17 protein-coding genes are annotated in these 22,745 nt (G+C 46.5%); 8 read left to right on the top strand and 9 right to left on the bottom strand.

All coding sequences use genetic code 11. The features are described from left to right. Positions 1–215: 215 nt before the first annotated feature. From GJQ68_RS18755 to GJQ68_RS18745, 3 genes are all read left to right on the top strand, one after another. Positions 216–4,169, top strand: a complete 3,954-nt coding sequence (locus GJQ68_RS18755) for a heparinase II/III family protein (RefSeq protein ID WP_162418808.1) — start codon at positions 216–218, stop codon at positions 4,167–4,169. A 12-nt stretch (positions 4,170–4,181) separates the two neighbouring features. Continuing rightward, positions 4,182–6,437 (top strand): hypothetical protein, encoded by a 2,256-nt coding sequence (locus tag GJQ68_RS18750; protein ID WP_162418807.1) that lies wholly within the window; start codon positions 4,182–4,184, stop codon positions 6,435–6,437. Positions 6,438–6,533: 96 nt separating this feature from the next. Continuing rightward, entirely contained in the window at positions 6,534–6,923 is a 390-nt protein-coding gene (locus tag GJQ68_RS18745) for a hypothetical protein (RefSeq protein ID WP_162418806.1), read from the top strand. On the opposite strand, the gene GJQ68_RS18740 is transcribed toward GJQ68_RS18745, so the two are convergent. Further along, a complete protein-coding gene (locus tag GJQ68_RS18740) occupies positions 6,913–7,836 on the bottom strand; it encodes an ROK family protein (protein WP_162418805.1) in 924 nt (307 codons plus the stop codon). The two genes, GJQ68_RS18745 and GJQ68_RS18740, sit on opposite strands and share 11 nt — an antisense overlap. 170 nt (positions 7,837–8,006) lie before the next feature. Next, a complete protein-coding gene (locus GJQ68_RS18735) occupies positions 8,007–8,834 on the bottom strand; it encodes a CvfB family protein (protein ID WP_162418804.1) in 828 nt (275 codons plus the stop codon). Between the two features lie 309 nt (positions 8,835–9,143). Here GJQ68_RS18735 and GJQ68_RS18730 point away from each other — a divergent pair, with 309 nt between their 5' ends. From GJQ68_RS18730 to GJQ68_RS18720, 3 genes are all read left to right on the top strand, one after another. Next, positions 9,144–10,574 (top strand): alanine/glycine:cation symporter family protein, encoded by a 1,431-nt coding sequence (locus GJQ68_RS18730; RefSeq protein WP_162418803.1) that lies wholly within the window; start codon positions 9,144–9,146, stop codon positions 10,572–10,574. A 126-nt stretch (positions 10,575–10,700) separates the two neighbouring features. Next, positions 10,701–12,998, top strand: coding sequence for an acyl-CoA dehydrogenase family protein (locus GJQ68_RS18725; RefSeq protein ID WP_162418802.1), 2,298 nt, complete (start codon positions 10,701–10,703; stop codon positions 12,996–12,998). Positions 12,999–13,006: 8 nt separating this feature from the next. Continuing rightward, positions 13,007–14,776 carry an SLC13 family permease gene (locus GJQ68_RS18720; RefSeq protein WP_162418801.1) on the top strand — a complete coding sequence of 590 codons (1,770 nt, stop codon included), beginning with the start codon at positions 13,007–13,009 and terminating at the stop codon, positions 14,774–14,776. 131 nt (positions 14,777–14,907) lie between these two features. Here the strand turns inward: GJQ68_RS18720 and GJQ68_RS18715 are convergent, their stop codons facing one another. Continuing rightward, a complete protein-coding gene (locus GJQ68_RS18715; RefSeq protein WP_162418800.1) occupies positions 14,908–16,359 on the bottom strand; it encodes an arylsulfatase in 1,452 nt (483 codons plus the stop codon). A gap of 347 nt (positions 16,360–16,706) precedes the next feature. Here GJQ68_RS18715 and GJQ68_RS18710 point away from each other — a divergent pair, with 347 nt between their 5' ends. Continuing rightward, on the top strand, positions 16,707–17,513 hold the full coding sequence (locus GJQ68_RS18710) for an alpha/beta fold hydrolase (RefSeq protein WP_162418799.1): 807 nt from the start codon (positions 16,707–16,709) through the stop codon (positions 17,511–17,513). Then, positions 17,510–18,646, top strand: coding sequence for a sensor histidine kinase (locus GJQ68_RS18705; protein WP_162418798.1), 1,137 nt, complete (start codon positions 17,510–17,512; stop codon positions 18,644–18,646). Before GJQ68_RS18710 ends, GJQ68_RS18705 begins: the two co-directional genes overlap by 4 nt. 170 nt (positions 18,647–18,816) lie before the next feature. On the opposite strand, the gene GJQ68_RS18700 is transcribed toward GJQ68_RS18705, so the two are convergent. The 6 genes from GJQ68_RS18700 to GJQ68_RS18675 all read right to left on the bottom strand — a co-directional run bounded on the left by GJQ68_RS18700 (position 18,817) and on the right by GJQ68_RS18675 (position 22,741). Further along, complete coding sequence (locus GJQ68_RS18700; RefSeq protein WP_162418797.1) at positions 18,817–19,077, bottom strand: response regulator; 261 nt, start codon at positions 19,075–19,077, stop codon at positions 18,817–18,819. An 81-nt stretch (positions 19,078–19,158) separates the two neighbouring features. After that, positions 19,159–19,692, bottom strand: a complete 534-nt coding sequence (locus tag GJQ68_RS18695) for a PH domain-containing protein (protein WP_162418796.1) — start codon at positions 19,690–19,692, stop codon at positions 19,159–19,161. 135 nt (positions 19,693–19,827) lie between these two features. Further along, a complete protein-coding gene (locus GJQ68_RS18690) occupies positions 19,828–21,423 on the bottom strand; it encodes a phage tail sheath family protein (RefSeq protein ID WP_162418795.1) in 1,596 nt (531 codons plus the stop codon). A gap of 85 nt (positions 21,424–21,508) precedes the next feature. Next, positions 21,509–21,994, bottom strand: coding sequence for a DinB family protein (locus tag GJQ68_RS18685; RefSeq protein ID WP_162418794.1), 486 nt, complete (start codon positions 21,992–21,994; stop codon positions 21,509–21,511). Positions 21,995–22,299: 305 nt separating this feature from the next. Next, positions 22,300–22,536, bottom strand: coding sequence for a DUF2442 domain-containing protein (locus GJQ68_RS18680; protein ID WP_162418793.1), 237 nt, complete (start codon positions 22,534–22,536; stop codon positions 22,300–22,302). Then, entirely contained in the window at positions 22,517–22,741 is a 225-nt protein-coding gene (locus tag GJQ68_RS18675; RefSeq protein WP_235941802.1) for a DUF4160 domain-containing protein, read from the bottom strand. Before GJQ68_RS18675 ends, GJQ68_RS18680 begins: the two co-directional genes overlap by 20 nt. Positions 22,742–22,745: the final 4 nt, after the last annotated feature.

The following is a 22,745-nucleotide window of genomic DNA, read 5'->3' as shown; positions in this document are numbered from 1 at the left end:
GAGCTCCTTGCATCAACGCTCCGGTTCAGATTGCTTCGCGGCGCTCGCAATGACGGTTATTGATGACATGGTGATGTGGCGATGCCTTTTCATTTTCTACAAAACTTCCTGAACTTCAAAACACCAAAATCTGCAAGGAAGTAGCGGTTTCTAGCAATTTTCGTTTCTACTTCTTAATTTGGGGAATTGGTTAGACAATAAACCCCATCCTAATAATGAAAATAAAAATCGGTGCGCTTTTATTTTTATTGCTTTCTTATTCCAATTCACTCGTATCCCAGACCCGCTCGCCGGAACCCCCACTGGTTTTTCCCCAGCAATTTGTCCATCCGGGCATGCTTCAAAGTCAGGCCGATTTGGAGTACATGAAAGCCAAAATACACTCTGGGGATCAACAGTGGGTGGCTGCCTACCAGCGATTGCAGGAAGCCGCCTCCCTGGATTTTGAACCGCAAGCCTTTACCCATGTGGTAAGAGGATCTTATGGCCGACAGGGTCAGGGCCATCGCGAATTATCTGCCAGTGCCATGGAGGCCTACCGCCATGCGTTGCTCTGGTATATTACCGAAAAGGAAGTACATGCGGAAAAAGCCATTTCCATCCTTGCCGCCTGGTCGGAAAAATTATGGGATTTCGATGATAATGATGCCAAGTTGATCGCCGCCCTGACCGGACAACATTTTCTCAATGCAGCGGAAATACTGAGATATACCTATGACGGTTGGGAAGATGCTGATATCCGGGCCTTCGAAAAGATGATGTTGACGGTATACTATCCGACTATCCGGGATTTTTTTACTGAAGCCAATGGAAATTGGGATGCAGCCATGATTCACACCATGCTTTGCATCGGGGTTTTCACCGACAGACCAGATATATTTCAACGGGCAGCCGAACGATTTTACTGGGGACCCAACAACGGAGGCATTACCAAATACATTTATCCCAACGGGCAAATCCAGGAATCCACCAGAGATTGGCCCCACGTGCAGCTGGGTCTGGGTGAATTGGCCAAAGCGGCACAGGTGGCCTGGACGCAGGGTATGGATTTTTATGCGGTAGCGGACAAAAGACTGGCGCTGGGTTTTGAATATACCGCAAAGTACATGTTGGGAGAAGAGGTACCGGCCTATGGTTCTATTTCTCCCAGAGGAAGGGGTGAATTCAGGGATATTTACGAATCCGTATACCACCATTATACCCAGGTGAAGCACCTCGGGATGCCTAATACGGAAAAAGCCATCCAGCAAACCCGTCCTTCATCTTCCTGGTATTTCCTGATATCGCAAAGGGCTCCTGCCCTATCGGAAACGCCTCTTTCATCCGGTCCTCCACTAGCAAGTGCAAGGCCGCAGACCGGAGCAAAACAAAATACAAGCCAGGGCATACATGAAGAAGACCTGATCGTGCCCCCTGGGGCTTCTATTCAAGAGGCCTTGGATAAGGCTGCCGGTACGGGTAAAAAAGTAATGTTGAAGAAAGGGATTTACCAACTGGATGGTCCCCTGCTCATCCCTGCTGAAACCCATTTGGAAGGACAGGGAGCAAGCAGCATATTGATGTTGGAAGCTGGAAAGGCAGGGGTTACCATTCGCAACAAAGTTCCGGATATTCAGCAGGTGGTGATCCGCCATTTGCTGATTGAGGGCGCAGCCTCTGTGGATCCCGGCAGCGATCCCAACCAGGGACGAAGAAAACGGGCACGACAATCAGCTTTGCGCCGGGAAGGGCTGGTTTTTTCAGCCGAAAAAGAGGGACAAATCCAACACATTACCCTGGAAAATGTCACGGTACGGAACTTCACTAAGCATGGCGTTTCCATCCGGGGAGCCGAAAATGTACAAATTATTGGTTGTGATTTCAGTGATAATGGATCCAATGTGGTTCCCGGAAAAGGCCTCCACCATAACCTTCACCTCCTGAGGGTGACAGAGGTAAAGGTGACGGATGGAAGGTTTAGTAACTCCCCTTGGGGAAGCGGCATACACCTATCATTTGGCAAAAACATTGTTCTGGCTGGAAATGAATCCTCCAGAAACAAACTTCATGGAATACATATTACCGAGAGTAAAACCGGTTTGCTGGAAAGGAATCTGCTGGAAGGAAACGACCGACATGGCTTGTTTTTAGATAACTGGATGGAGGGAGTTCACGATTTTGAAGTAAAAAGAAATATTTTTAGAAATAATGGCGGGAAAGGAAACAGAAGTCTCGAAGCAAAGCAGGTAACCATAGGATATAATTTGTCTGTAGACAACAAAGAAGACATCGTCCACGGCAAAACGACGGATGCTTTCCACCAAAAATACCACCACCTGCTTGGCTTGATGGATTTTGAAGCGGGCTTTTCAGCCAAATCAATCCAAAATGCTGAAAATCCGTTGGTAGCCGCTCGGGGTATGTTAGAGCACTTCCGGGAGAGAAGCGATGTAAGACACCCGGTTGACCGACAGGAACGGATGCGGCTGGAAAATCTGGCCACCGAAAAAGACATGGAAATGGCCGATAATGCGCTTGCCCATATTATGGTCGGACAACCCGCCTATCCGCCTTTTTACGTAGGGGAAGACATTGATTGGGGCAGCAGACCCGTAAGTGATAACGAATGGGTATGGCAATTGAACCGCATGACTTTCTGGGATGCCATGGCAAAAGCCTACTGGCAGACGGGGGAGGAAAAGTACGCCAGGGCCTGGGTTCGCCAAATGATGGATTGGGTAGAAAAAAATCCAAGGGATGAAGCGCATCACTACGCCTGGAGGTCTATCGAAGCTGGAATCCGGGGCCACCGATGGACCAACTTGTTTCAGTATTTTCTGGACTCCCCTTCCTTCACCCCTGAAGCCTTGGTAGACTTTTTGGCTGCGGTGCACGAGCATGCTGATTTCCTGATGACCAAATACAGCAAAGGTAGTAATTGGGCCTTGATGGAAGCGGAAGGGCTTGCCTTCATTGCCATGACCTTTCCGGAATTTAAGGAATCAAAGGCATGGATGGAAGAGGCTATTTCAAGGTTTAGCAAGGAAATCACCCATCAGGTATACCCTGATGGCCATCAACGGGAACTCGCCTTTGGCTATCACATGGGCAGTATTCGCTGGTTTCTGCGAACTTATGAACTGGCAGAAATGAATGGAAAAGGTAACCTTTTCCCTGATACATACCTACAAATGATCGAAAAAATGGCAGCGGTGCCCATGAAACTGGCTTTTCCGAACGGTACCAGTCCGCAGTTTGGTGATGCCTGGACGGGCAATCCTGGTCAGTATTACGATCGGTTGCTGGAATGGGCAGCATTATTTGATCGGTCCGATTTTACCTATGTGGCTACGGAAGGGCAAAAAGGAGAAAAACCGGCGGCCACCGCCTTTGCCTATCCGCACAGCGGGCTTTATTCCATGCGTAGCAGTTGGAATCCGGAAGCCATTTGCCTGGTGCTAAAATGTGGGCCCAATGGGGGCGGTCACAGCCAGCCGGATAACGGAACGTTTGAATTGTACGCTGGCGGAAGAAACCTCACGCCCGACTCGGGAAGTTTTATCTACAGCGGTGATCCGGAAGGCAGGGCCTGGTTTCGGCAAAGCAAGGTGCATCAAACACTTACCCTCAATGGTGAAAACATCGCCTATGAACCCCGGCTACTACTGTGGCAACCTGGAGAAAATCACGATCTTTTGGTGGTAGAAAACCAAAACTACGAAGGCCTCGCCCACCGGAGGGCTGTGATCTTTTTTGATCATTCCTTTTTTATACTAATCGATGAGGCAATTGGTGATTTTAGCGGTATTCTGGACCTGAATTTCCAATTGGCCCCAGGGCCGGTCAAACTCGATAAAGGAAACTTGAAGGCAGCTACCCAATTCACTGATGGCTATAACCTCTCCCTTAAAACCCAGGCGCAGGAGGGGCTTACACTGGAAGAAGCGGAAGGTCAGGTATCTTTTGTCTACACCAAAAAAGAACCGCGTACGGCACTATCTTTCAGAAAAAATTTGACCGAGGGATCCGTTGGAGAGCGTTTGGTCACGCTGCTTATCCCCTATCAGAAGGAAGAACCTGAGGTCGACGTGACCATTCTGGAGAACCCTCCCATCGGTTCACAGAAAATTAGTATTCAGGTAAGCTACCAGGGAAGAGAAGAAATCATCACGTACGAATTATCAGAATAACCTAAAAAAACCATGATAATACCATCGCTCCATTTTCCTATTCTCAATCGAATTTGCCTCATTTTATTAAGCTTTCTAAGTTTTCAGGCACCAAACCAGGGCCTTGCACAAGAACCCCAGCACCTTCCTTTTCAACTGACAGCTCCTGGATGGGAAGAAAGTCAATTGGAAAAAACAGAAATGCTGGAAGTAATCGCAGCTACCTGCCAGGTCATGGCCCGACAGCAAAATGAAGTGGGTGCCATAATTGACCCCTACCTGGACCGGGAACATCAGTATGCTACCCCCTATTTTGCCTTTGCCGTAGGAGTTTTGCTCGATGCCGGAGTGGGATTGGAGCTAAAAGAAGCTGGAATACAAGCCATGGAACACAGCACGATGAACTTTTCAAAAGGCACGAAATCCATCCCGGATGAGCACGGGGAATTTTTCATCAGTCCGCTTACTCATGGATTAGACCTTTACAAGAATCATATTCCGGAGGAGCTGTATGAGGAGTGGAAAAGGAGGATGGAAACTCCTTTGGCCGAGGTCATGCAGAATTTCGACGGCCGTATCAACAATTGGCGCACCTATGCCATGAAGGGCGAATGGAGTCGGGCGATGAAGGGCTTGAGCGAAAAAAAGTATGCCACCGAATTTATTGAAACCGCCTGGAATCAGTACAGCCAGCGTATTCGAATTGTGAATGACCGGTGGAACCTATACCAGGATTGGAGTAGCGATCCTCAGTCCCTGGCGGTAGAAGCCGTGGGAAGGGGAAACCTGATTGGCCTGGCCATGGAAAAATATGATGGCCCCTCCTCAGGAGAGATGCTTTCAGCAGTAAGGAGAGGTACCCGTACCAGCCTTTTTATGCAGGCTCCGGATGGGCAGGCCCCTCCCAATGGCAGGACAGATAACCACATTTTTAATGATGTACTCTATCAACTGGCTTTTGAAGCAATGGCCGAAGATGCCTGGAAGCAAGGAAATGAACGGCTGGCGGGGCAATACAGGCGGGCGGCTAACCTGGCCTTTAAAAGCATATTGAGATGGCAGCGAACAGATACTCCCTGGATGGGGTCGTTTTTCATTACAAAAAATCATTTTGAACCCGGCGAGCGTATTGGGTACCAACCGGCCAGTCAATGGGGAAATTATACCGGCGCGATCGTGCAACACCTGGCCGAGGCCTACCTTACCCGACAGTCCCAAATACAGGAGGTACCCGCCCCCACAGAAACAGGTGGGTATGCCTTTGAAACGGACGATCGATTTGGAGCCTTTTTTGCGAATGCCGGGGGCTTCCAGGTAATGGTTAATTTGCGCGGGGCCAGTGTACCCAAATATGGCTTAAGCTGGACCCCCTTGGGTACGGTTCGGATGATCAAAGAAGGCTGGGATGGACGGCTTGGCCCTGCTGATGGAGAGCACGATTTAGAAAGGGGGCAAACCGTTGATTTAGTAACTGGAAGTGGGGACAAGGTGGATCATTACCGGCCTCAATCGGGAATTTCCTTTGGGCCAGAATGGATGGAAAAAGGCCATTGGGTACGCATAGCGGATCTGCCTGCCAACTACCAGGGAGAAGCTGAGGTTCATTTTGTCCATCCCTTATTGGTAAAATTCACCATCCATTACAGCTATGTTACCGGAAGAGGGGGACCATTTTTTAGTCAGGAATTTGTGTTGACACCGGATTTATTGGTTACCCGGTTGAAAAGTGCTCAAGAGCTGCCCTTTGGCCTGACCGTTCCTTTGTTGGAAAATGATGGTAGGTCGCTGCAAACCAACATTTCGGCTGACCTGGCGCATACCGGATACAGTACCCTGGGAGATCGACAGTACTTTATCAGTCTTAATGAGAGCGTGGAACTGGATACCACGGCTGCCTCCATTCAAAGTACCTACGGATGGCTGAAACCTGTCCGATTTGAAACGCCCGAAGCAACTGTTGATCTGCTGGTTTATCCCAAAAGAGCAGGAGAAATGGAGGCGGATCGGTTAAAGGAGGAATTCCAATGGACCAGCGGGGGATTTGAAACTTCCTTTGCAAGGGTTGGGGAAAATTTCTATATCGGAAAGGAAATTGCCGGAGGCGAAGGGAAATCAATGGATTTGGATGGTGACGATGAGGCAGAGGTCTCCTTTAATCAAAGTTGCTTCTTCGTATTCCAACTGGAAAACGGGGCCATCAAACGGGCTGAATCGGACCGGGCCGTGGAAATGAATTACAACGGCAAAACCTACTCACTCAGCCCCCACCAGCCCATTGCCGTGAAGTAAAAATAGAAAATGGGAATTAGTACCCGAATCCCGGGGCAAAATCAAACATTCGCGGTAAATTTGGGTTTCAAAAAACGATCGTCCACACTCCTATACATGCAACATAAATTTCTCAACGTCCTTTTTTCTATCTTTTTATTGTTTTCCCTGCTTTCCTGTACCGGAAAACTAGATACCGGCACCATGAATATGTCAAATTGGAAAAAAGACCGGAACGGATGCCTCGGGCTGCGCATCCAGGATGTGGAAGAATTGCGTTCGATTAAAAACAGTTTTTTAGCCAGTTACAACCAGGAAATTATTAAGACGTTTGGTAGGCCCGACCGGGTGGAACTGATCGATAAAAGCCAGAGTTTCTTCATTTACTTTCTGGAACCTTCCGATAACTGCGAGGGAAAACAAGAAAAAGAACCGCTAAAGGTTCTTTTTCGATTGAATGCGATCAGTAAGGTCAGTGAAGTAACCATTACGCGTCTTAATCCATAAAACAGAGGGCAGCAGCCCCCAGTGTCCCTGCATCGTTTTCCAACGTGGCCCGTTGCATCTTAATATCAGATAGGTAATAGGGACTTAGGTATTGATGGATCGTTTTATCCATGGAGGGCATGATGTAGGACAAGGCGGCAGAAATCCCCCCTCCAAAGTAAATTTCGTTCACATCCAGGATGCGTATGGTCGATACAATGGCTTCCCCTAGAATTTCTCCAACTTCGGCAAAGGTTTTTAGGGCAATTGGATTTCCCTCGGACGAAGCACTTACCAATACGTGCATGCCCAGTTCCTGAGAAGCCAGTTTACCAGCTTCCTCCGGGTATTTTTCCAGCAAGCTACCGGCGATTTTCAGAATCCCGTTTCGACCTATCAGGGGTTCGAGGCGACTATTTCCCCGGGATAGCATGTGTCCCATTTCCATGGCATTTCCTCTGACCCCTTTAAAAACGGCTCCATCCAGAATCAAAGCACTTCCGATACCTGTCCCCAGCGTAATAAAAAGATAGTTTTGAGGCGTATTCCCCGTGCCAAAATGCAATTCGCCTACCGCAGCCGCACTGGCATCGTTTTCCAGATGAAAAATAATATCCGGGTACTTATCAAGCAGCGCATTTTTCAAATCAAACCCATTCAACTCAGAGATGGCGGGGATTTCCAGCGTGGTGGTCCGATCTTTACTTACCAAGCCAGGCAGGCCGATGCCAACATGCCGGACCTCCGGAAATTGGCGGAGGTAGTTCCCCACCACGTCTACAAAGGCGAGATTAAAGCCCAGTTCGTGACTCCGAAGCGAAGCTGTTGGTTCCTTGGCAAACTGAAGGATTTGGCCTTTGGTATTGACCAGGCCAATTTTTACATGGGTACCTCCCACATCTATACCTAAAAAGTTTTCGGTTTTCTTATCCATAGTATGTGTTACTCAAATGAACGTTAATTTTGAATCCTTTACAAGGAACCTATACTTTCCTGCTGATCTACCAAGATCGGTTATCACAGACAAGGGGTAAAAATAACGGATTTTCTGTGAAAATAGGTGAATCAACGAAAGGATTGCCGAAAAATAGCTACCTGCTCCTCTCAGGGTAAGTGAATTCCATCTTCCCTAATAACAATTTTTTTCTTTTTATAGAGCTGCCCGATGCACTGCTTAAACTGTTTTTTACTCATTCCCAGATGCTCCCGAATGCGATCGGGCTCGGATTTATCCGAAAGCGGCAAAAAACCGGTTTCCTTAACTTTGGCAAGAATAAAATCGGCCCCATCTTCGTACTTCTGCCGGCCAATGGGGGTCAATTGCACGTCCATTTTGTTATCTTCCCGGATCTTCTTTATGAAGGCCGTGACGGTTTGCCCGATTTCCAAGTGCTGAAAGACTTCATTTTCATACATCAGCCCTTCGTAAAAACCAGCTATTAATACTTTAAACCCCAGGTCCGTCCGGTCAAACACCAACGCCTGTACCTCCTGGCCCTCCTGAAATAAGCTGGTGTCTGCCAGTATAAAATCTTCGTATTTAGTGACTCCTATCAGCCGGTTGGTTCGGTGATCCAGGCAAACGATGGTCAACACCTGATCTCCTTTGTCAACCTTTTGGCGCATTTCAGAATTAGGAACAAAGAGATCCTTTTCCAATCCCCAATCTAAAAAAGCTCCGATGGGCGTTACATCTTTAACTTCCATCATCGCAAACTCGTCCAGCAAAGCTACCGGTCGATCAGTTACGGCTACGGGTCGATCTTCGCTATCGGTATAGACGAAAACCTCCAACAAATCCCCTTCTTTTTCATCCCCTTTCAAATAGCGCTTGGGAATCAACACTTCACCCGTATCACTTAGCTGCAAATAAGCACCATTATCGGTAAACCGGTTTATGCTCAGGGTACTGATCAATCCTAATTCTTTCATGGGGTATTCGGTTTCATTTGGCTCTCTTCGTGCCTTTCGGCACAAATGTAAGGAATTTACGGAATACCATCCCTGCCCTATTTGCCATTGCCCGAATGACGTGTAAAAAACTGTTCTATTATGGCCTACCCTTTTCAACGCATTTCCTGCCGCAGAAAGAAACTGGATTCAAATCGTACACTTTTTTAACCAAAATAAGATTTTATGGGTAAAATCAGATAATTTTTAACGTCAAAATCAATTGTAAACATATTTTGGCTTTCTTTGTGGTCAGTACACCAATCGACTGAAGCCAACCTTTTCTATTCTATGGAATCTATTATTTACGCCATCAATGATATTATTTGGAGTAATGCCTTGATTGTCCTTTGTTTAGGTGCAGGGATTTATTTTTCCATCATCACCAAATTTCTCCAAATACGATACTTCCGTGAAATGATCAAACTTCTTTTCGGTGGAGAATCTTCCGATAAAGGGGTTACTTCTTTTCAGGCGTTTGCGATCGCAATCTCCGGGCGCGTGGGTACTGGAAATATTGCAGGCGTGGCTACCGCCATTGCGATGGGTGGGCCGGGAGCAATCTTCTGGATGTGGATCATTGCCTTTCTGGGCAGTGCATCCGCTTTTATTGAAGCCACGCTTGGTCAAATGTTTAAGGAAATCAAAGGGGGCCAATACCGGGGTGGACCTGCCTTCTACATACAAAAAGGATTGGGAATCAGGTGGTATGCAGTATTGTTCGCCTTTGCTACCATCCTGAGCACCGCGTTCTTTTTACCCGGCGTGCAAAGCAATAGCATCGCCCTCAGCGTGGAAAATGCGTTTCAGATACCCACCTGGATTACCGGTTTGGTGATTTGTTTTTTTCTGGCATTGATCATCTTTGGCGGCGTAAAAAGAATCGGTAAGGTAGCTCAAATTGTGGTTCCTTTTATGGCAGCTGCCTATATTCTTATGGCCGTTATCATTATGATACTAAATATCAGCGAGATTCCCGGAGTTATCAAATTAATTGTTAGTTCTGCTTTCAATATGGACGCTACCTTCGGAGGAATTTTCGGAATGGCCATTTCCTGGGGAATCAAAAGAGGAATCTACAGCAACGAGGCTGGTCAGGGAACTGCTCCGCATGCCGCTGCTGCTGCAGAAGTGAGTCACCCCGTCAAGCAGGGTTTGGTACAGGCTTTTTCGGTGTATGTGGATACTTTATTTATCTGTACGGCCACTGCATTTATGATTCTTTTTACCGGCCAATATAATGTTATCAACCCGGAAGGTGGTTTTATCATCGAAAACTTACCTGGTGTACCCATAGGACCGGAATTCACGCAGTTTGCCATCAGCGAACATTTTCCCAATATGGGCCCTGGATTTATCGCTATTTCCCTGATGTTTTTTGCCTTTACCACCATCATGGCCTACTACTACATTGCGGAGACCAACTTGAGTTTCCTTCAGGGGGACGAAAACCGTAAATGGCCCTTGTTTTTATTGAGGGCATTGATTTTGATTGCCACCTTCTACGGCACCATCCGAACGGCCGCGCTGGCCTGGACCCTGGGCGATATCGGGGTAGGTATGATGGCCTGGTTAAACATCATCGCCATTTTTCTATTGCGGAAACCGGCCATGGATGCCTTGCGGGATTACGTGGAGCAACGGAAAAAAGGATTGGATCCTACCTTTAATTCGGATACCCTGAATATTGATAATACAGAAGAGTGGGATAAAATAGACTAAGGGGCTCCTACTGACTTGAAATCATTTCCTTCTTCTAAGAAAATTCAAGTTTCACGAGCAAGCAGGCGTAGGTTGGAATATTTTTCTTATCTTTTTAATTGTTAAGAGAAAACCAAATTTATCGCCATGCAGCAAGCCCCGAAACAACCGACACCAGGAGGACTGGTTTTATTACCTATCCTTTACCTGGTATGGTCGGAAACCCTGATCCAGGATCAGGAAAACCAGGCATTTATAACGTTTTTAAATCAGGCTGACTGGCTCAGCGAAGAAGATAAAAAATTCCTCCGGGAAAAACTCAGTCCGGAATCGCCACCACAACGCCGCGAAATGGATTTTTGGTGGGAAACCATCACTTCTGCCGTAGATGAAAGCAAAACCTACCCCAACCTGACTTCCCTGGGTATTGAATTATTGAAAAAGGAGGCGCCGGAAGTTGCCTATACCTTTCCCATAGAGCAGGCAGAAAAAGAACTGTCTGACCTGGAAAAACGGTTGGGCATCGTCGGTAAATCTGCTGCACTCAGTTTCAAGTCCTCTCATAGCAACATATCCACTCGCTACGAAACCCAGGTAGACTTTGATGTCAACGCCCTCACAAAAATCCTGGATGGGCAGAGAAAGCCCCTGATCGATGAACTTAAGACCTTCCTGGCTACCGATAATTTTGATTATGTCCAACCTGATAACCTAAAAACCTATCGTAACCAGGTGCTCTCTTGGTGCCAGCTCCTGGCGGATAAAGGCTATGGAGCCATTGGATTCCCGGAGGAGCATGGAGGTAAAGACGACATGGAGGCTTATTTCACCGTCATGGAAACCCTGAGTTACCGGGATCTGAGCATGGTGATCAAATTTGGTGTGCAATTTGGCCTTTGGGGCATGAGTATCCTGTCATTGGGCACCAAAAAGCATCATGACAAATACCTGAAAGCCATCGGAACGCTGAAACTCCCCGGTTGCTTTGCCATGACTGAAACCAATCACGGGTCCAATGTAAAAGGGATTGAGACCACTGCCAATTATGATCACCAAAACCAAACCTTTACCATTCACACCCCCCATCAGGATGCCCGAAAAGAATACATCGGAAACGCCGCCATGCATGGTAAAATGGCCACCGTTTTTGCCAAGCTGCTGATTGATGGAAAAGATTATGGGGTCAGCACCTTTGTGGTTCCGTTGAGGGACGAGGAAGGAAATACCTTGCCAGGCATTAAAATTACCGACTGCGGCAGGAAGATGGGACTGAATGGCGTAGACAATGGGTTGATTGCTTTTGAAAACGTGGTCATTCCAAAAGAAAACATGTTGGATCGCTTTTCGTCCGTGGATGAAGACGGGCAATTTCAAAGCCCCATTGCCAGTGATAACAAGCGCTTTTTTACCATGTTGGGTACCCTGGTAGGGGGAAGAATAGGCATTCCGAGATCTGCTCTTGCCGCTTCCAAATCCGGACTGACCATTGCGATCCGCTACGGAGACCGCCGACGGCAGTTTGGCCCGGAAGGCGGGGAAGAGATCCCCATATTGAACTACCGCATGCACCAGCGGAGGCTAATCCCCTTGCTGGCAAAAACCTATGCCTGCCATTTCGCTATGGAATACGTTACCGATCGCTTTCTTCACCGGAAGGAGGAGGAAATGCAGGAAATAGAGGCCCTGGCGGCTGGAATGAAATCCTATGTAACCTGGCAAAATACGGCCACTTTACAAGAATGCAGGGAAGCCTGTGGGGGTAAGGGCTACTTATCCGAAAACCGGATCGATGCCTTAAAAAACGACACGGATGTCTATACCACCTTCGAAGGGGATAATACGGTACTCATGCAATTGGTGGCCAAAAGCCGCTTGAGTGCCTATAAAGAGCAGTTTGAAAACATGAACCTGTTTACCATTATCAATTACGTAGCCTCCAAAACGAAGACATCCATTACGGAAAAGAACCCGCTGATCATCCGAAATACAGACGAAGATCACCTGTTGGATTCGGAGTTTCATTTGAGTGCTTTTGAATACCGGGAAAACAGCATTCTGGATTCCGGAGCAAAGCGCTTGAAGCGGCTGATGGATGAAGGGATGGATCCCTTTGATGCGGTAAACGTATCCCAGCATCACTTGGTCAATATGGGGCAAGCCTACATCGAACGGGTAATTTTGGAGAAATTTATAGCCAAAACCGCTCAAACCCCGGACCCAAAAATCAAGACTGTGCTGAAGAAATTATGTGATTTGTTTGCTTTGTACCAGTTGGAAACCCACAAAGGCTGGTACCTGGAACAGGGATATATGGAAGGCGTAAAAACCAAAGCGATCCGAAAAATGGTCAATCAATTGTGCTGGGAAATACGGAAGGATGCGGTTCCGCTGGTAAACGCATTTAACATTCCCAATGCCTGTTTAGCAGCTCCCATTGCAATGTAAACTAGTTTATGAATGAAATTATTGTATTTGCCGTACTTGGCCTTTCCCTAATCTTTTTTGTTTGGGGCAAGATCAGGTATGACCTGGTGGCATTATTTGCCCTGCTTATTCTGGCCATTCTTGGCTTAATCCCTTATGAGAAGGTTTTTTTAGGCTTTGGACATCCCGCTGTCATTACGGTAGCGGCAGTTCTGATTGTCAGCAAGAGCCTGGAGAGTTCTGGACTTGTAAACCTGATCGTCCGGATAATGGACCGGGTTGGAAGCAATCTGACCTTACAAGTCGCTTCTATGTCGGGCATCGTCGCCCTTTTATCCGGCTTTATGAACAATGTGGGTGCTTTGGCAATATTTATTCCCGTCGCCATTCAAATCGCCAGAAAAAACGATTATCCACCTTCCCTGGTGCTAATGCCCATTGCCTTTTCCTCCCTGCTCGGCGGAATGACTACGCTCATTGGAACGCCTCCAAACATTATTATTGCCGCTTTCAGGACTACCAATGAAGTCCCTGCATTCGATATGTTTGACTTCGCGCCTGTAGGCGCAGGCCTGGCTATTGCCGGACTGATTTTTATTTCTCTGGTAGGCTGGCGAATGCTCCCTACCCGGAGGTCCAAACAATCCGGGGAAGATTTATTCCAAATAAAAAATTACATCACCGAAGTGAGGGTCACTGCTGATTCTGATTTAATCAGTAAAAACATACAGCAACTTACCAACAATAAGGACATTGATGTCAAGGTGCTGGGAATACTCCGGAATAAGGAAAGAATACATGCTCCCGGACCTTACCACATGTTTAAAGAGGACGATATCCTTATCCTGGAATCCGGCACCGAAGATCTTAAAGAATTGGTCAGCAATTTTGAATTGGAAATGGTAGGACATGAAGATTTCATTGAATCTGCCAAAGATAAATCCAAAATCATTATCACGGAAGGAATTATTCAGGCCAATTCCCCGCTCGTAGGTCAGACGGCCGCAAACCTACACATGCGATCCAGATTTGATGTGAATTTGCTGGCCTTATCCCGGGGGGACCGGATCCTCATCAAAAGAATTGACCATGAAGTATTCCGCTCCGGGGATGTCCTGATGCTTCAAATGCGGGATGAGCAACTTTCGGAAACCCTGGACGAAATGAAATGCCTGCCATTGGCAAGCAGAAGCCTGGACATAGGAAAACCAAAACAAACCCTTTTGGCTATTGGCATTTTTGTTACGGCCATCATTTCTGCTGTTGCCGGTTGGCTTCCGGTAGAAATTGCCTTCACATTAGCCGCCATGGCCATGGTCCTTACCAGGATTTTACCCCTAAAGGACTTTTATACCAGTATTGACTGGCCGGTTATTGTCCTGTTAGCCGCAATGATACCCGTAGGTGAGGCATTTGAAACCAGCGGAGCTGCAGCAACGGTCACCAAGTTGATGTTGGTGTACTCAGATATTTTCCCTGCCTGGTCCATGCTATTGGTCATCATGCTGACCACCATGTTGCTTTCCGCCTTGATCAACAATGCCGCTACGGTGGTATTAATGGCTCCTATTGGGCTGCAGATCGCTTATAGTATGGAGCTTTCTGCCGATCCTTTTCTGATGAGCATTGCCGTAGGAGCATCTTCCTCCTTTCTGACACCCATTGGTCACCAATCCAATACCCTGGTAATGGGTCCTGGAGGATACCGTTTTTCAGATTACATGAAACCCGGGTTACCCTTAACCCTGCTGGTGCTGGCACTGGGCGTGCCTCTGATTCTGTGGGTTTGGCCTCTCTAGGACAGGACAAGAACTACCTGCGCTTATCGCGAAATGACCCAGGCAAATCCAATAATAGCCTATTTATGGCCCGTTTTATCTGTCGTGAATATCAGATCAATTATTCCAGCCGGAGAAACCTAAATTCCCTATTACTTAGCTTCGATCTCCGATGCATACAATTTGAAAACCGGGTTGGGTCTGTGGCTATGCTCCATCAATTCCTTCAATTCCGCCACCCGTTCGGGGTGCTGATCGGCCAGGTTGTTTTGTTCTCCGGGATCTTCTGCCAGATTGTACAATTCAATGGGAGGGTTTGGGTCCTTGTTCAGATTGAGCCGAATGGCTTTCCAATCGCCTTTACGAACCGCTTGTTTACCGCCCTGTTCAATAAACTCCCAATAAAGGTACTCGTGTTTGGCTTGCTCACCGGTTCTGCCTAGTAAAGTGGGCGCAAACGAAATTCCGTCCGTTTTTTCAGGCAGTTCCGCCCCAGTCAGATCAGCCAGCGTGGCATACACATCCCAAAAAGCAGATGGATGATCCGTGCGACCCGACTGAATTTTCCCGGGCCAATTGGCAATCATGGGTACCCGAATGCCGCCCTCGTATAAATCACGCTTGTGGCCCCGGAAGGGTCCGTTGCTATTGAAAAAGTCCGGATCCGCTCCTCCTTCCAGGTGAGGGCCGTTGTCGGAGGTGAATATCACCAGGGTATTTTCTCGTAAGCCTAGCTGGTCCAGCTTCGCCAGGATTTCCCCCACCTGCTCATCCAGCAGTTCGACCATGGCCACAAAAGCAGCCCTGGGGTTTTCCTGTGACATATAGCCTCCAATTTTGTAATTGGGACCATCATCTACCCCCTCATACGGTGTCTCTTCAAACCGCCCCAGGTGTTCGGCCATTTGCGCCTCCGGAGCGATCAGTTCCGCATGGGGAATGATGCTGGGTACATATAGAAAAAAAGGTTTCTCCTGATTGTCTTCAATAAATTGTAAAGTTTGCTCGTGGATCAGGTTGGGCGCATAAAGCCCCAGGTCTTTACCGGCATTTTCTTCCAACACCACCGAGTCCTGGTTGTGCCAAAGGTGGTAAGGGTAGTAATTATGCCCCATTCGCTGACAGTTGTATCCATAAAAAACATCCACCCCTTGATTATTGGGGTCTCCTTCCGAACCGGGATAGCCCAGCCCCCATTTACCAAAGGCACCTGTGGTGTAGCCGCTAGCTTTCAGGGATTCGAAAACAGTAAAAACGGAGTCCGGTAAGGGATATTGTCCTTCGGGTTGGATTTCGTAATTGCCCCTGACCGGGGCATGACCGGTATGCAAGCCCGATACCAGGGTACTTCTGGACGGGGCGCACACGGTAGACCCGGAATAATGAGCGGTAAAGAACATTCCATCCGCGGCTAGTTGGTCGATGTTTGGGGTGGCTATGTGTTCTTGTCCGGTAAATCCCAAATCCCCATAGCCCAGGTCATCGGCAAGGATGTAAATGATGTTAGGTTTAGAATCCTCAGCCTGGACAGACTGATCGGTGGTGCCTGAGGAACAGGCATAAAATACCAGCGCAGAAAGGCAGCAACTAATGGTACGATGCATGGACGGTTATTTTAGGGAAGAATATGGCCGACAAATTACCAATAATTGACTCAAAAGAAAATTGCTGGGCGGATTCATTGGTTTAAAAGTTTATTCGCTTGAACAAGCTTGCGGGAGAATGAATTAGATTGGAGGACTAATTTTTTTGAACCGCAAACCGGATGAAATTGAGCTGGGCAAGCAGGTATGACGCAAGCGATACACGGTGGCATGATTATCGCAACAAGATTCTAACGAATCATAAAATCAAGAATTGGTGGAGCTGGATAGAAAAAAGTCTGATGATAAGTCGGACAAAATAGGACTCAAATTTACTGAAAACCAAAAATATATGGTAACTTCTGTCTATGAAAAATAAAATAAAACAAAGAAATAATGTAAATATTTTAGGGAATGGAAATCAGCCGATGGTTTTTGCCCATGGCTTCGGATGTGACCAGCACATGTGGCGATACATTACGCCTGCGTTTGAAGAAGATTACCAAATTATTTTGTTTGATCATGTGGGTTCCGGAAAATCAGATCAAAGTGCCTATGATTTTGAAAAATACGATTCTCTCCATGGTTATGCGGATGACCTAATCGAAATTTGCGATGAACTGCAACTCAAGCAAGTGATTTTTGTAGGGCACTCAGTAAGTAGCATCATCGGAGCACTGGCTTCCATAAAAAGACCAGATCTTTTTGAAAAGCTGGTGTTGATAGGACCCTCCCCTTGTTACATCAATAAAGACGGATATTTTGGAGGCTTTACAAGACAGGATATCGATGAATTGGTAGAAACCTTAGAAAATAACTATCTAGGTTGGTCAAGTTACATCACGCCCGTAATTATCGGAAATCCGGAAATGCCGGAATATTCTGAAGAACTCAGGAACAGTTTTTGCAGTATGAATCCTGAAATCGCCAGGCATTTTGCAAAAGTGACTTTTCTGGGTGACAATAGGGAAGATTTATCGAAGGTTTTGACCTCCTCTTTGATCATCCAGTGTCATCCGGATGTAATTGCCCCGGTCAAAGTTGGAGAATTTGTTCACCAACAAATACCTAATAGTACGTATGAACTCCTGGATGCTTCTGGTCACTGTCCACACCTTACGGCACCAGACAAAGTTATATCCCATATGCAAACCTTTCTAAATAGAGCGGATTGAATTTTCAGCCATTCATAGAGGACGCAGAAGACCTGTACCAAAACGCACCGTTTGGGTACATGACCATGCGTGAAGACGGATTAATCGTAAATATAAATGCCACATTGCTAAAATGGTTGGATTATCCACGGGATGAAATCGTCCGTCAAAAATCATTTCAAGATTTTTTGGGCATGGGAGAAAAAATTTATTTTGAAACACATCTGATGCCCCTGCTTCAAATGCAAGGGGAGGTTTCCGAAATAAACCTTTCCCTTAAAACCAAAGGCTTGGCCAGGCTGCCAACGCTGATCAATGCCAGGCGTATTCTTAACCAGTCGGATTTGCAGCCTGTTTATCGTTTTTCCGTGTTGGACATCACCCAACGAAAACAATATGAGCTGGAACTAAAAAAAGCCAGAGAAAAGGCCGATCAAACTGTTTTACGGTTAAAACAGATCAACCAAGATCTTGAACAATTTGCCTACACCGCTTCCCATGATTTACAGGCTCCTCTAAATACCATATCCGGCTTGATTGGCTTGTTGGAAAAAAAGGTAAAGTTGTCTTCCGGAAATAACGAAAGACAGTACTTTTCACTGATCAAAAGTAACACCCAACGGATGAAACTAATGATCAAAGACCTGCTGGAATACTCCAAAATTGATGAAAATGAACTTGAATTTGAGTCCGTTTCTTTAAATGAAGTCTGTGAATTTGCGCTGGAGATGATTCGGGATCAGGTAAATAAGGAAAATGCTACCTTTATAATTCCGGAATTGCCAACAATTTACGGGCATAAAATCCAGTTGGTGCGGCTTTTTCAGAACCTTTTTAGCAATGCCATAAAATACCGATCCAATGAGGACCCCATTATAAAAGTAACCTATGAAGACAAAGGGGATAAAATCAAGGTTTTGGTCAAGGACAATGGGATGGGATTTGAAATGAAGTATGCGGATCAAATATTTGGATTTATGAAAAGGCTACACTCACATGACAGCATTTCTGGAACAGGAATCGGACTTTCGGCCTGCAAACGGATACTTGAAATCCATGGTGGAACAATCGGTGCACAATCAGTCCCCGGTAAAGGCAGCACCTTTTTCTTCACCTTGCCAAAATTTCCCGATAGAGAGAATTTCAAAGGTTAGCAACCTGCCGGGTGGATGGCTCCACCGATTTTGCTAAATAACATTCCCCCTAGCCGGTTAAAGAGGTAAAGGAGGTTTTCCAGTTGCCGTTTTTTCATTCTTACCCATTAGTGCCTAAAAGTTAGTTTTATATGACAGGGGATACCTGTTTTTTAAAAAGTTTTTTGATGCTACAAATGTTTGGTGGCCCTGGTGGTGAGAAAAATGACCGGAGTAGTTGGGAATTCTCGTCTGAACTGCCTGCAAATTTCAATTCCGCTTAATCCCGGAAGCATCCAGTCCAATAAAAGGATAACGGACTCCCCTGATAAAGCCAATCGAAGACCCATTTTTCCTTTATCAGCTATATCCACAGCAAAAGACTCTTCCTCCAATCCTTGTTTAAGGAAAGCCGCTATTCCCTTCTCGTCTTCAACTATCAAAATTCTCATCTACCAAATAGGCATATAACTCGCTTAAGAATCCATTAATTGAATCTTAAGAAATGCTTAAAATTCAGGAAAGCCGCTTTTTTATGGGGTTATCCTTTCATTTAGTTCCGCTATCCACACCTCTGGCTCATAAACGACCATTTTGTACTTCTTACCATCCTTTGTTTGAATGCAAATACCGGGATACTTCCTTTTTCCCACCTCTCTTTTTTCAACCCCGGAGATCGTTTCATAGTCAATATCCGTTTGCCCTTTCTGTATGTTCAGTGCGTGGGACTTGAAAATGAGCTTTTTGTTGGTTAAAAACAGTTTGCCTCCTACTCCTTCCATGCCTTTGAAAAGGGTGGCGGGAGCCTCTCGCTGGATTTCTTCCCCCGGCTCCAGTGCCGGATGGATGGCTGCACCGATTTTGCTAAATACCATTCCCCCCAGCCGGTTAAAGAGGTAGGGGAATATTAGTGCGAACGAGAGACCAAAAAACAGGCCCTGAAATAGTAAGCTTTCCGGCGAATACCTGGTTTCGCCCGAAAAATAGTCCATTGCCCAAATTCCAAGGGTATAAAGCACTCCCATTTGAAAAGCAAGCACCAGGCGGTATTTCCAATCTGTTCTCATTTTTATCTGTCATTTACTATCGTTCACATGCGCTATCATCAACCCTCTGGGTGGTGTTTTGGCCAAGCTTGCTATTAGGTAGCCTTTTTAAATGGAATGGGCTCCAGTTTGCTTCCATCCAGCCATCAGGATCCTTTAAGCCTTTTGCATGGCTTGCTCAAAAGTGATTTCAATAAATTCAGCAGGTCGGCTCACAGCGACCAATGCCCTTACCCGCATAGTACCATTCAGGACATCCTCAGCCGTCATCGTTTCCCCTACCCCAACGCGTATTGAGAAAGCCTCTGCTGGGCTCGCTCCGGCCAAAGCTCCCATTTTCCACTGCTGTGTCAGGTAATTTTCCAGCATGGATTTGACAGTGATCCAGGTAGCAGCCTGATTGGGTTCAAAGGTGTAGGCTTTGACGGCCGACATCATCGATTGTTCGATCACCATCACCGTCCGTCGCACAGGAATGTACCGCCAATCGTTGCTGTTTCCATCCAGCGTGCGCGCCCCCCATACCAGCACGCCTTCCCCAATAAAGGTACGGATGGCGTTGACCGCTTTTCCATCCAAGGGGGTATTCAGATACTCTTGCTCCTCGGTGGAAATGGGTACCGATGGCGCAATGACGGAATTCAGAGAGAGATTGGCGGGGGCTTTCCAAACCCCGCTCGTGGAATCCACCAAGGAATACAAGCCTGCCATTGCTGCAGCAGGTGGCAGCCGGTTCAGGTACTTTTGCAGAAATCCCATAAATGCTTTATAGGCCTGGCTTACCGTCAAAAGCGTGCGGTGCAAGTCAGCGGGAGAAAGTTTGCCGGAAGTATTGCGGTGATCGTCCCAGCTTTTCACGGCAACTGATGTATAATCGGGAAGTTGTTTTACCAGGGATAAAACCCGCTCTTTTCGTAGCGCTTCGCTTTTTGATTCATTTTCGGGATGATCGGTAAGCGAAAGTTCCCCACTGATCATTTCAACGAGCCGTTCCAGGCTATCGTCTGTCAGATTTTGAAAGGATAGATCCGATTCGGCTACTATCGTTGTTTCCAGCCAGGGGTAATAGGCGGCGGCGTAGCTGAGTGATTCGCTGCCGATCTCTTGGCGGAACCTGTCCACAACGGACTTTTGCAAGGCTTTGTAGCCTTGGTACACATCCAAAATGGCCATCCGGTTCCTCATCTGCCCGCAATGGGCGATTACCTTGCGGCACAGGCTATAAAATGCCTCGGCTGTATCCAGAGATACGGCATCGGGAACCAGTACCAGGGTGGGTTCCGGTTCTTGCTCCAGGGCTTGCAAACCGGTCCTAAGACTGGCCGCTTGGATCGGTTCCCCTTCATCAAATCCACCTACCGAAACGATATAGCAGGTACCTCCCCCATTTTGGTAAAACAACTTTATGGCCGCATAAAGCCGGTATGACGGTCCTACTCTACTCAGTCCATAGCCATTGATTTCGCCGATCGGATCATTTGCTTCCGTTTCGATGGTACTTTCCATAGCTACCGGTGCCTGATCCCGCTGGTTGTCTCTATCTCCTTTCGCATGAAGCCGAAACAGGCGGGGACCTGGTCCTCCAAAAAACTGTTCGAATTCCAAAAAGGAGGAAATGCGCCTGGCTTGGTTAGTTGGCCGTTTGGCTGTATACCCGATAAATGCGGGAACTGCACTTGGTACTTGCACTACCGAAGAAGGGAAAGCATTTTTTTCTTCGATGTATACGCCTGGTTTTTTCAATATTCCCATTAGTTGATGGTTAAGTGCTAAACAAGTTACACAATTTAGCCATAAAGCAGGTAACTAACAGTGGTTGAAATTTGCTTGATTTTCCTTAGCTAGGCTCACTTTTAAAGACTCTTTTAAGGTAAAGCAATTGACCGGTATGGTAGGAGTGGTGATTGGCCATGAGGATAATTTCCCGGAATATCGTGTAATCCGGAGCATGCGCAATGGGGGCAAACAGATCAATCGAATCATCTTCTACCAGCTGGATCAGTTCCTTTCGGTCGGCAAAAAAACCTTCTATAGATTGTTTCCAGGTATGCGGATCCGCTTCGGCTGTTGGCCAATAGTCTTCCGGCCAGTTCATTTCCCGATAGTTGGGGTTGTTTATAAATTCGATGATATCCCGCTGCGCCCTTCGCATGTGTTCTACCAGGAACCAGGGAGAATGGGGAATGCCCGGCACTTTTTTATTGATGGCCTCCAGCGGAAAATCGGCTATCACCCGATCAAAGGTACTATGTGCTTTTTCACCACTTAGCGATTCGATCAGGTGTTTGCGTAAAATTTGACGTTCAGTTTGGTTTAAGGGCATCGTAGGAATGGGGTTGGTTCGACTTACCAGAAATTTATAAGTATATCCCACAGGAGATTCGACCTAAACTAACAAAGGTTTAGATCTTGTTTTGTCCAAGCCACCAGGCCAATTTTTGGGAAACGTACAGAAATACATTGATTTTTTTACTCTATAGATTATGGTTGAATTCGTACGCTATGGATTGATTGAGACGCAAATGGCTTGGAGGTAACGGTTTTGCTAAGAACGGTAGCATGGCATCATGATCCGGCTGTGAGGCTAGCCCCCGAAGGGAAGCCAGACAGAGTTGAGCTAACACTCCCTTATTTTAATAATCCATTAACTGAGAGATCTTCATCAAGGCCTTCCCAGTGAATTCCAATTCCTCCTCCAATTAACCTCCAATTATTTAAATGTTCTTTTGAAGCTTGCCGAAGTTTGGAATACCATTCAATTGGAGTACCGATTTCTCTTCCATCTTCCAAAAGTACATAAAGCCTTTCTTCCGTAAACCAGACTTTTTTGGCTCTATTGATTTTTTTATCTGTTAAAGTACTCATGCCAGTTCTTTAGTATTAACGCTTTGTGTTCCTCTGTTAATTTACGTAATTTATTTAATTCAGGGGCACTAAAATTTGTTGAATTAGCTAATTCAACTGGTTCCAGCCAAAATTTCGCATGGCCTTCACCTGATTCAACATGAATATGGGGAGGTTCGTTTCCTTCATTGCTGAAGAAGAAAAACCGGAAAGGGCCTATTCGCAAAACT

Source organism: Cyclobacterium roseum (genome assembly GCF_010119225.1).
In the GTDB taxonomy this organism is placed as follows: domain Bacteria; phylum Bacteroidota; class Bacteroidia; order Cytophagales; family Cyclobacteriaceae; genus Cyclobacterium; species Cyclobacterium roseum.
The sequence above is the reverse complement of the archived record's forward strand: the minus strand, read 5'-3'. Positions and strand labels throughout refer to the sequence as shown.

What these genes read in the sequence shown, in the direction of transcription:
- GJQ68_RS18755 (WP_162418808.1), top strand. Translation starts at nt 216, where the DNA reads ATGAAAATAAAAATCGGTGCGCTTTTATTTTTATTGCTTTCTTATTCC.
- GJQ68_RS18690 (WP_162418795.1), bottom strand. Translation starts at nt 21,423, where the DNA reads ATGGGAATATTGAAAAAACCAGGCGTATACATCGAAGAAAAAAATGCT.
- GJQ68_RS18725 (WP_162418802.1), top strand. Translation starts at nt 10,701, where the DNA reads ATGCAGCAAGCCCCGAAACAACCGACACCAGGAGGACTGGTTTTATTA.
- GJQ68_RS18720 (WP_162418801.1), top strand. Translation starts at nt 13,007, where the DNA reads ATGAATGAAATTATTGTATTTGCCGTACTTGGCCTTTCCCTAATCTTT.
- GJQ68_RS18700 (WP_162418797.1), bottom strand. Translation starts at nt 19,077, where the DNA reads ATGAGAATTTTGATAGTTGAAGACGAGAAGGGAATAGCGGCTTTCCTT.
- GJQ68_RS18695 (WP_162418796.1), bottom strand. Translation starts at nt 19,692, where the DNA reads ATGAGAACAGATTGGAAATACCGCCTGGTGCTTGCTTTTCAAATGGGA.
- GJQ68_RS18715 (WP_162418800.1), bottom strand. Translation starts at nt 16,359, where the DNA reads ATGCATCGTACCATTAGTTGCTGCCTTTCTGCGCTGGTATTTTATGCC.
- GJQ68_RS18750 (WP_162418807.1), top strand. Translation starts at nt 4,182, where the DNA reads ATGATAATACCATCGCTCCATTTTCCTATTCTCAATCGAATTTGCCTC.
- GJQ68_RS18740 (WP_162418805.1), bottom strand. Translation starts at nt 7,836, where the DNA reads ATGGATAAGAAAACCGAAAACTTTTTAGGTATAGATGTGGGAGGTACC.
- GJQ68_RS18730 (WP_162418803.1), top strand. Translation starts at nt 9,144, where the DNA reads ATGGAATCTATTATTTACGCCATCAATGATATTATTTGGAGTAATGCC.
- GJQ68_RS18735 (WP_162418804.1), bottom strand. Translation starts at nt 8,834, where the DNA reads ATGAAAGAATTAGGATTGATCAGTACCCTGAGCATAAACCGGTTTACC.
- GJQ68_RS18680 (WP_162418793.1), bottom strand. Translation starts at nt 22,536, where the DNA reads ATGAGTACTTTAACAGATAAAAAAATCAATAGAGCCAAAAAAGTCTGG.
- GJQ68_RS18685 (WP_162418794.1), bottom strand. Translation starts at nt 21,994, where the DNA reads ATGCCCTTAAACCAAACTGAACGTCAAATTTTACGCAAACACCTGATC.
- GJQ68_RS18745 (WP_162418806.1), top strand. Translation starts at nt 6,534, where the DNA reads ATGCAACATAAATTTCTCAACGTCCTTTTTTCTATCTTTTTATTGTTT.
- GJQ68_RS18710 (WP_162418799.1), top strand. Translation starts at nt 16,707, where the DNA reads ATGAAAAATAAAATAAAACAAAGAAATAATGTAAATATTTTAGGGAAT.